Here is an 8,463-nt window from a genome sequence, read left to right on the forward strand (position 1 = left end):
ACAAGGCGAATTGACGCGTCAATAGCTAGCCTATTGTAAGTCGATTCAACGCAGTGAGCAGGGCAAAGGACTGTTTGAAAGGCATTTATTATCCCGAGCTCAGGTTATTTAAGAATAGGGGTTAAATACCCCGTGCCCAGTTGGCGCATTTGCCGTTCAACCCACACAACGCGCTGGCTAAGATATGGGGTTAAATAGTTTGGGTTACGATTTCGCGGGCTGGGCAATAATACCGCCAGTTTTGCCGCTTCTTTACTGCTAAGGTGCCTTGCGGGTTTATTAAAATAATGTTGGCTGGCCGCTTCTACACCATAGATGCCTTTGCCAAATTCGGCCACGTTTACGTACACTTCTAAAATGCGTTTTTTGCCCCAAATCACTTCAAGGCCCAGCGCAAGAATGGCTTCTAATCCTTTGCGCACAAAGCTTTGCCCTGGCCACAATAAAAGGTTTTTGGCGGTTTGTTGAGTAATCGTGCTGGCACCACGCAGGCCCTGGCCGTCATCGTATTGTTGAATGGCTTTGTTGATGGCGTCAAAGTCGACGCCAAAGTGCTTAGGAAAAAGCTGATCTTCCGAGGCCACCATGGCAAGAGGAATGTGCGCTGGCAGTTCATTAATGTTGACCCACTGGTGCGACAGCGGATATTGGCTTTGTAACATAAATGACGTTGTAGGCGGTGGAACAAACCTCAGTAGCAGCAACAATAGCGTGAGTAACACTAAAAAGCGCCACGTTACGTACCATGTCCATCCGAAAAAACCGCGCTGACGATTTGCCATTCATTGCCCCATGTTATACCAATTCCACTAACTATCTGATCACTCAGCGGGAATTCTGTGCCTTCTAGGCAATTAATAGTATTGTAGGCATAGTTGCTCTACGTCAAAATGCTATTAAGCAGCATAGAGGGCACAGAAACCCGCCTTGCAGGAGAGACTCAGACTGTCCATTTCTTTGTTGCATTGCCTTAAAAGGGAATAACCATTATTTCAACAATGCGCCTCAAACTGAACAATCTGAGTCGCTCTGATTGACCACATAATTAGTGGAATTGGTATTAGATATCACCTCGTGTTCAACGCGCAAGAGTATAGGATATTGCTAATTAAAGCGAAATGCCCGTACAAGCTTAGAACCTATATCTTAGCCAGCACAGTTTGAATGTCGGCCATGCTGGTTTGCCAGTGCTGATAATCAAGGGTTATGGGGTAGGCATGATTGTTAGCAACGAGCACCAAAGAGGGGAACCCTTGTATGGGTAGTTGGCGGGCAAGGTGAATCTCGTTTTGCAGTTGTTGTTCAGTTTGCTCACTCAATAATTGCCGTTTACATTGCTCTGGATTAATGCCTAAGCTTTCGGCTAATGCACACAACACCTCAATATCTGACGGATTTTGCGCATACAAATAATAAGCATGCTGAATGGCATTAACCATGGCTTGCTCTTGACCGTATTGGCGGGCTACAAGAGTGGCACGGCAAGCGGGATAGGTTGAGCGCCGCGGCTGGCACACTCGCCAAAAATCATGATTAAACTGAGTGCCTAACTGCTGGTGAATTCGTTGCCAGGTCTGCTTAAGCATTTGCTGCATTGCTTCTGGCATGGGTGCTGATGAGTCAGGTGCTAAACCGCCGACAAGGTAGCTAATATCAAGTTGCTCAGCAAACTCTTGTTGTAGTTGTTGTTGCAACATGTCCCAAGTTGGGCGATAACCCCAGCACCAGCTACACATAGGGTCGTGTACATAATACAATGTTGGTTTAGCCATGGTGATCTCGTTCGTTGTAATTGTCATATAACTTCATTATTTCATTCACATTTAACCAATAGACTATGCCATCTCAACCATCTATGCCATTAAATAAGTGGTTAGATATAAGTGATGCAACACATCGTCAGTAACGTTAGATTAACGAGTACAGTAAAGGAGTGATGAAATGGCAAGGAACAACAAGACGGCATTGGGTGTATTGGCCATATTGGCCATATTGGGCAGCGTAGTCTGTTTGTCTGCATGTAATAGTAATGACAGCGATAGTGCATCGACAACGGATATGAATAAAAGTGTCAGCGCGCAAGTCGGCCCTAGGCCGCTTTTTTTAGTTGATCAAATGCAAGAAAATGAGCTGAAAACTCAATTAGCGCAATGTGAGTCTGGGCCATTTTACCGTACAGATTTTTCTATTGGTCATCGTGGTGCCTCAATGCAATTTCCGGAGCACACTAAAGAGGCTTATCAAGCGGCCATCGACTCTGGTGCGGGTATTGTTGAGTGTGATGTTACTTTTACCAACGACAAAGCTTTGGTGTGTCGACATTCACAGTGTGACTTAGCCACCACTACCAATATTTTAGCAATACCAGAGCTTGCCAATAAGTGCTCGGTGCCATTCACGCCAGCCGATGTTGCTAACGGTGTTAGCGCAGCAGCCACCTGCTGCACGAGCGATATTAGCCTTGCTGAATTTAAAACCTTAACAGGCAAAATGGACGGCTTTAATCCTAATGCGACCACGGTTGCTGAGTTTATGGATGGCACGCCAAGTTGGCGCACCGATTTATATGCAGGCTCTGGCACCTTAATGACTCACGCTGAAAGTATCGAACTGTTTAAATCGGCTGGGGTTAAAATGACCCCAGAACTTAAATCTGCCAGTGTAAGCATGCCCTTTGATGGTTTTAGTCAACAAGATTACGCGCAAAAAATGCTTGATGAATATACCGCGGCAGGTGTGGATGCCTCGCAGGTGTTCCCGCAATCATTTAATTTAGATGATGTGAAGTACTGGATAGCCAACGCACCAGAATTTGCTGCTCACTCTGTGTACTTAGACGACCGTTACGATATGGCTGGTTTTGACCCACAAAACAGTGCGACTTGGTCTCCAAGCATGGAAACCCTTGCCGCCGATGGTGTCAACATTATTGCGCCGCCGTTGTGGGTATTAGTGACGTTAGATGACAATAACGCCATTGTACCGTCTGAATACGCTAAGGTTGCCAAGGCCGCAGGACTAAAGATCATTGCCTGGTCGCTTGAACGCTCTGGCTTACTCAGCCAAGGTGGCGGCGGTTGGTATTATCAAAGTATTGCTGAGGCGATTGATAACGAAGGTGACACCTATGAGTTAGTTGATGTGTTAGCCAAAGATGTTGGGGTGATTGGGATATTTTCAGATTGGCCTGCCACGGTCACTTATTATGCTAACTGCATGGGGATGTAATCCACAGGCCTTGGTTTACTGCTAAATCAACTCACACAAAAACCATGATGAAAGGTGTCGATATTGTAGGCACCTTTTTTTATTGATAAGCGGCTATACTCAATAGTCATGCTTTTAGACGATAAAACACGCGATGTGTCAGCATTAAATGGCTGAAGTATTTTCACCGACAGCCGAAGTGACTGAAATCGTAAAATAAATGCTATGTAGGCTAATCGTATTAGCCTTTAGTCTATATAGATCACATTAGAGGTCGGTGTTACGGTATCAACAAAATAATATATATAAGCATATAAGAAATAAGGACATTGCAGATGAAACTCACCAAACGCTTTTGTATGATCGGCGCCGCAGCCGCATTATCAATCAGTACCGCAGTGATGGCGGCCCCAACGTTTATTAATATTCTCACCGGTGGGACGAGTGGTGTTTACTATCCAATTGGTGTGGCACTGTCTCAACTCTACAGTAATGGTATTGAAGGTTCTAAAACCTCAGTACAAGCCACTAAAGCCTCGGTCGAAAACCTAAATTTATTGCAAGCTGGTCGTGGTGAACTAGCGCTTGCTTTAGGCGATTCAGTGTCTGCCGCATGGGAAGGCGATAGCGAAGCGGGCTTTAAAGCGCCGTTAAAAAAACTACGTGTTATTGCATCTACCTATCCTAATTTTATTCAAATTGTTGCCAATAAAGATGCTGGCATCAACACCTTGGCTGACTTAAAAGGTAAACGTATTTCAGTGGGTGCACCTAAATCTGGTACTGAACTGAATGCCCGCGCTATTTTTGCAGCCGCTGGCTTAAGTTATGACGACATGGGTAAAGTGGAGTTTTTACCTTATGCTGAATCTGTTGAGCTAATTAAAAACCGCCAACTTGATGCCACGCTTCAATCGTCTGGTTTAGGTATGGCTGCTATTCGCGACTTAGCCGCCACTATGGACATTAACTTTGTGGCGATCCCTGAAGATGTGGTCGCTAAAATCAATAACCCGGCTTATCAAGTCGGGGTGATTACTGCTAACACCTATGAGGGTCAAACTGAGGATGTTAGCACGGTGGCGATTCAAAACTTATTGGTAAGCCACAGTAAAGTGTCGGACGATGTGGCATACCAAATGACTAAGTTGATGTTTGAAAATCTTGAACGTTTAGGTACAGCTCACTCTGCCGCTCAAGACATTAGTTTAGACAAAGCCACTAAAAACTTACCCATTCCATTACACCCAGGTGCAGAGCGCTATTACAAAGAAGTCAATGCGCTGTAACGCCTAGTTCACGTTATTAGCGCTTGTTTGGATTAAGGCCAAGCAAGCGCTAAGTTGTTTTTAGACATACCGATTTTTAGCAGTAGTCCGTATAGAGGCATATCATGAGCGATCCATCCATCAACCCAAGCCCGGTGTCTGAGCAAGGTTTAAGTGCCGACACTCGTCATTGGCCAAAAGCGTTATTTTTTGTCGCGCTGGTTTTTTCTATTTTCCAAATTACTACCGCAGCGTTTCATCCGGTGTCGACTCAAGTTTTACGCGCTGTACACGTGGGTTTTTTATTATTAGTGGTGTTTATGAGTTACCCAGGTTTGGGTAAAGGCAAACCCTGGCAGCCATTGGCCTGGGTGCTTGGCTTGGCTGGCATGGCAACAGCAGCTTACCAATGGGTGTTTGAGGCCGATTTAATTCAACGCTCAGGCGATTTAACCCAAGCCGATATGATAATAGGTACTGTGCTTGTGGTGCTGGTGTTTGAGGCGGCAAGACGCGTGATGGGCATAGCCTTACCGATTATTTGTGGTTTATTTTTGGCTTATGGTTTATTTGGGGAGTTTTTGCCCGGTGAGTTAATGCATCGTGGTTACGGCGTTGACCAAATTATTAACCAATTGTCGTTTGGCACTGAAGGCTTATATGGCACGCCAACCTATGTGTCGGCCACTTATATTTTCTTATTTATTCTGTTTGGCGCGTTTTTAGAGCAAGCCGGGATGATCCGTTTATTTACCGATTTTGCCATGGGATTATTTGGCCATAAGGTGGGCGGCCCGGCAAAAGTGTCGGTGGTATCGTCGGCATTAATGGGCACCATCACTGGCTCAGGGGTGGCCAATGTAGTGACTACGGGGCAATTTACCATTCCGTTAATGAAGCGTTTTGGTTACCGGCCAGCCTTTGCTGGCGGGGTTGAGGCCACGTCTAGTATGGGTAGCCAGATTATGCCGCCGATTATGGGCGCGGTGGCGTTTATTATGGCCGAAACCATTAACGTGCCGTTTATTGAAATCGCGAAAGCGGCGATGATCCCGGCAGTATTGTATTTCTCTTCAGTATTTTGGATGGTGCATTTAGAAGCCAAGCGGGCAAAATTATCAGGGCTACCTAAAGATCAATGCCCTGATCCTTGGGCGGCAATCAAACTGCGTTGGTATTTATTGATTCCGTTGTTTATTTTGATTGGCTTGCTGTTTTCGGGGCGTACGCCGCTGTTTTCTGGCATTGTGGGCTTAGCGTTAACTGCGATTGTGATTATAGGCTCTGCGATTATTTTAAATGTGTCATCAAAGGCGATGCGCATTGTATTTTGGATAGCTTTAGGTGTGCTGTGCGCAGGCTTTTTCCAACTAGGGATTGGCGTGGTGTTTGGTGTTATTGCTTTGCTGGTGGCCATTTGCTGGTTTGTTAAAGGTGGTAAAGAAACACTCACCTTATGTGTGCATGCATTAGTTGAGGGGGCGCGTCATTCGGTGCCTGTGGGTATCGCTTGTGCGCTGGTAGGGGTGATTATTGGTATTGTATCGTTAACCGGTATTGCGTCGACTTTTGCGGGTTACATTTTGGCTGTGGGCCAGGACAATTTGTTTTTGTCGCTAGTGTTAACCATGGTGACGTGTTTGGTATTAGGTATGGGTATTCCCTCTATTCCTAACTACATTATTACCAGTTCAATTGCCGCGCCGGCTTTATTAGACTTAGGTGTACCGTTAATTGTGTCGCACATGTTTGTGTTTTATTTTGGCATTATGGCCGATTTAACACCGCCTGTGGCGTTGGCTTGTTTTGCAGCAGCGCCCATTGCAAAAGAGAAAGGCTTAAAAATCAGCTTATGGGCCATTCGCATTGCCATTGCTGGGTTTATTATTCCGTTTATGGCGGTGTACGACCCTGCATTAATGCTTCAAGGTGGCGGCGTGCTTGCAACCGTGTTTGTGGTGTTAAAAGCCACGGTGGCGATTGGTATTTGGGGCGTTATTTTTACCGGCTATTTATTACAAAAGTTGTATCTGTGGGAGCGTATTTTAGGCTTTATTGCTGGTGGTAGTTTAATTTTAGCGACGCCATTAAGTGATGAAATCGGCTTTTGCCTTGCACTGACGTTTATTTTGCAGCATGCATGGCGTGCTCGTAAGTTAAAACGCCTAGCACAGGAAGATTAAGGGTTATGTTAGGGTTATGTTTGGGGGTGGCAGGTAGTATTTGGGCACAAATGCCTGCTGAGCAAATAACCTTGTCGTGGACGCATACCATTGAGAAAATTCGTTGGGCAGAAGATTATCGCATTTTGCCTAACGGTTTTATCCTTGAGCAGGCCAGGGTGAAAGGCAGTGGTGCAGGGATGGAAATCCCCGCTGATGCAGTGCTAAAAAACGGCAGCTGGCAATATCAACCTAAATTACCTGTGTTGCCAATGCTAAAGCTGGGGCGCACCCCTGAGGCGGGAGATTATCGGTTGTGTGTCTCGTCTGCCAATACCGAGCAACAATGTCACCTCATGAGTTTTTGGGTGGGTGAGCCAACCGCCGCGCAACCCTCGATAGAACTGTGGGCTTGTGACATGCAAGATTAGGGCTGTGAGCTTAAATAATCAGTTATCATTAAGTTTGTTTGGGGTATAAAAAAAGCTGAATCAATCGATTCAGCTTTTTTATGTTTAAGGTGACTTACTTTGCAAACGCATCTTGCAGTGCAGGCACAACTTGTTTTTTACGGCTTAATACGCCATCTAACCACACTCGGCCATCAACGGTTGGCTTGCCATAAGCGCGTTCGGTTAAATCAGCAGAGTCAGAAACCACTAGCATTTCTGAGCCTTCTTTCATGATGTCAGTAAGTAGTAGTAATACGCTGTGACGGTTACCTTCAGCTTTTAATTTTGCAATGTCGGTTTCAAGTTCAGCTTTGATGTCGTCAAAAACAGATAAGTCGATAACTTCTAATTGGCCAATACCGACTAGGTTACCGTTCATGTTGAAGTCTTTAAAATCACGCATTACAAGGTCGCGCGCAGGGGTGCCTTCAACGGCTGATTTGACTTTAAACATGTCCATACCGACGGCTTTAAAATCGTCAATGCCGGCGATTTCGGCTAAGGCTTCAACACAGCGGATATCGGCAGTAGTACAGGTAGGTGATTTGAAAATAACCGTGTCGCTTAAAATGGCGCACATCATAATACCCGCGATGTTTGCAGGGATTGCTACTTGGTAAAAATCGTACATCATTTTAATCACTGTGTTACTGCAACCCACAGGGCGGATCCAACATTCTAGCGGAGTAGAAGTGGTTAGGTCGCCAAGTTTATGGTGATCAACAATACCAACAATAGTGGCTTGAGCAATATCATCTGGAGCCTGGGTGATTTCTGAGTGGTCGACAATATACACGTCTTCGCCAGCGTAGCTGGTTTTGTATTCTGGTGCTTCAAAACCAAATTTTTCTAAAATAAAGGCGGTTTCTGGTGATAATTCACCTAAACGTGCAGCAATGGCTGGCTCGCCGATTTGGTTTTTTAAATATGCTAATGCGATAGCACCACAGATTGAATCAGAATCAGGGATCTTGTGACCCACTACATACATTGCCATTGAAAGACTCTCCTATAAAGTTGTGCTGATTTTAACAAGGATTAATGGTCCGTGCATCAAATAATACAGCGTTTTTGTTCTCTATAAATCGTAAAAAAAGCCCCGAGCGGAGAGTCTCGGGGCCTTCTTTAATATAACTCACGGCATAATACCGTGGCGCGTATTTTGATTTGTCAGATTACGCTAACACCCTTAAGCATAGTTCAATTTTGCTAAGTGAGGGTAAATTTATGAAACAACATAAAAATAGCCAAACATTATGGTTACTAGGGCCTGTTGATCTTTGCTGGTTGAATTTTGTTCGAGTTAAAAACGTGTTAATCGAGGCGAATGGATTGTAGCCTAGTCACCTAAGCAACTCTTTATTTGTAAAGCAT

Annotated in this window: 7 protein-coding genes; 4 read left to right on the forward strand and 3 right to left on the reverse strand. The window is 45.0% G+C overall.

The window, feature by feature from the left end; translation table 11 throughout:
• Positions 1 to 104: 104 nt before the first annotated feature.
• The gene (mtgA, locus tag L2703_RS18735) at positions 105 to 782 is read right to left on the reverse strand and encodes a monofunctional biosynthetic peptidoglycan transglycosylase (protein ID WP_248972541.1); all 678 of its coding nucleotides are present in this window, start codon (positions 780 to 782) and stop codon (positions 105 to 107) included.
• A 357-nt stretch (positions 783 to 1,139) separates the two neighbouring features.
• Positions 1,140 to 1,772, reverse strand: coding sequence for a DsbA family protein (locus L2703_RS18740; protein WP_248972547.1), 633 nt, complete (start codon positions 1,770 to 1,772; stop codon positions 1,140 to 1,142).
• A 169-nt stretch (positions 1,773 to 1,941) separates the two neighbouring features.
• On the opposite strand from L2703_RS18740, the gene L2703_RS18745 reads away from it, so the two are divergent.
• From L2703_RS18745 to L2703_RS18760, 4 genes are all read left to right on the forward strand, one after another.
• On the forward strand, positions 1,942 to 3,228 hold the full coding sequence (locus L2703_RS18745) for a glycerophosphodiester phosphodiesterase family protein (protein WP_248972542.1): 1,287 nt from the start codon (positions 1,942 to 1,944) through the stop codon (positions 3,226 to 3,228).
• A 314-nt stretch (positions 3,229 to 3,542) separates the two neighbouring features.
• Entirely contained in the window at positions 3,543 to 4,496 is a 954-nt protein-coding gene (locus L2703_RS18750; RefSeq protein WP_248972543.1) for a TAXI family TRAP transporter solute-binding subunit, read from the forward strand.
• A gap of 104 nt (positions 4,497 to 4,600) precedes the next feature.
• Complete coding sequence (locus tag L2703_RS18755) at positions 4,601 to 6,658, forward strand: TRAP transporter permease (protein WP_248972544.1); 2,058 nt, start codon at positions 4,601 to 4,603, stop codon at positions 6,656 to 6,658.
• Positions 6,659 to 6,663: 5 nt separating this feature from the next.
• On the forward strand, positions 6,664 to 7,068 hold the full coding sequence (locus tag L2703_RS18760) for a DUF1850 domain-containing protein (protein WP_248972545.1): 405 nt from the start codon (positions 6,664 to 6,666) through the stop codon (positions 7,066 to 7,068).
• A 94-nt stretch (positions 7,069 to 7,162) separates the two neighbouring features.
• Here the strand turns inward: L2703_RS18760 and L2703_RS18765 are convergent, their stop codons facing one another.
• Positions 7,163 to 8,086 carry a manganese-dependent inorganic pyrophosphatase gene (locus L2703_RS18765; protein ID WP_248972546.1) on the reverse strand — a complete coding sequence of 308 codons (924 nt, stop codon included), beginning with the start codon at positions 8,084 to 8,086 and terminating at the stop codon, positions 7,163 to 7,165.
• Between the last annotated feature and the right edge of the window lie 377 nt (positions 8,087 to 8,463).

Origin of the sequence: Shewanella basaltis (assembly GCF_023283885.1) — a bacterium.
Taxonomy (GTDB): domain Bacteria; phylum Pseudomonadota; class Gammaproteobacteria; order Enterobacterales; family Shewanellaceae; genus Shewanella; species Shewanella basaltis.

Bases quoted from the DNA above. Each gene is read 5' to 3' on its own strand.
- mtgA (WP_248972541.1), bottom strand. From the start codon at position 782: ATGGCAAATCGTCAGCGCGGTTTTTTCGGATGGACATGGTACGTAACG.
- L2703_RS18740 (WP_248972547.1), bottom strand. From the start codon at position 1,772: ATGGCTAAACCAACATTGTATTATGTACACGACCCTATGTGTAGCTGG.
- L2703_RS18745 (WP_248972542.1), top strand. From the start codon at position 1,942: ATGGCAAGGAACAACAAGACGGCATTGGGTGTATTGGCCATATTGGCC.
- L2703_RS18750 (WP_248972543.1), top strand. From the start codon at position 3,543: ATGAAACTCACCAAACGCTTTTGTATGATCGGCGCCGCAGCCGCATTA.
- L2703_RS18755 (WP_248972544.1), top strand. From the start codon at position 4,601: ATGAGCGATCCATCCATCAACCCAAGCCCGGTGTCTGAGCAAGGTTTA.
- L2703_RS18760 (WP_248972545.1), top strand. From the start codon at position 6,664: ATGTTAGGGTTATGTTTGGGGGTGGCAGGTAGTATTTGGGCACAAATG.
- L2703_RS18765 (WP_248972546.1), bottom strand. From the start codon at position 8,086: ATGGCAATGTATGTAGTGGGTCACAAGATCCCTGATTCTGATTCAATC.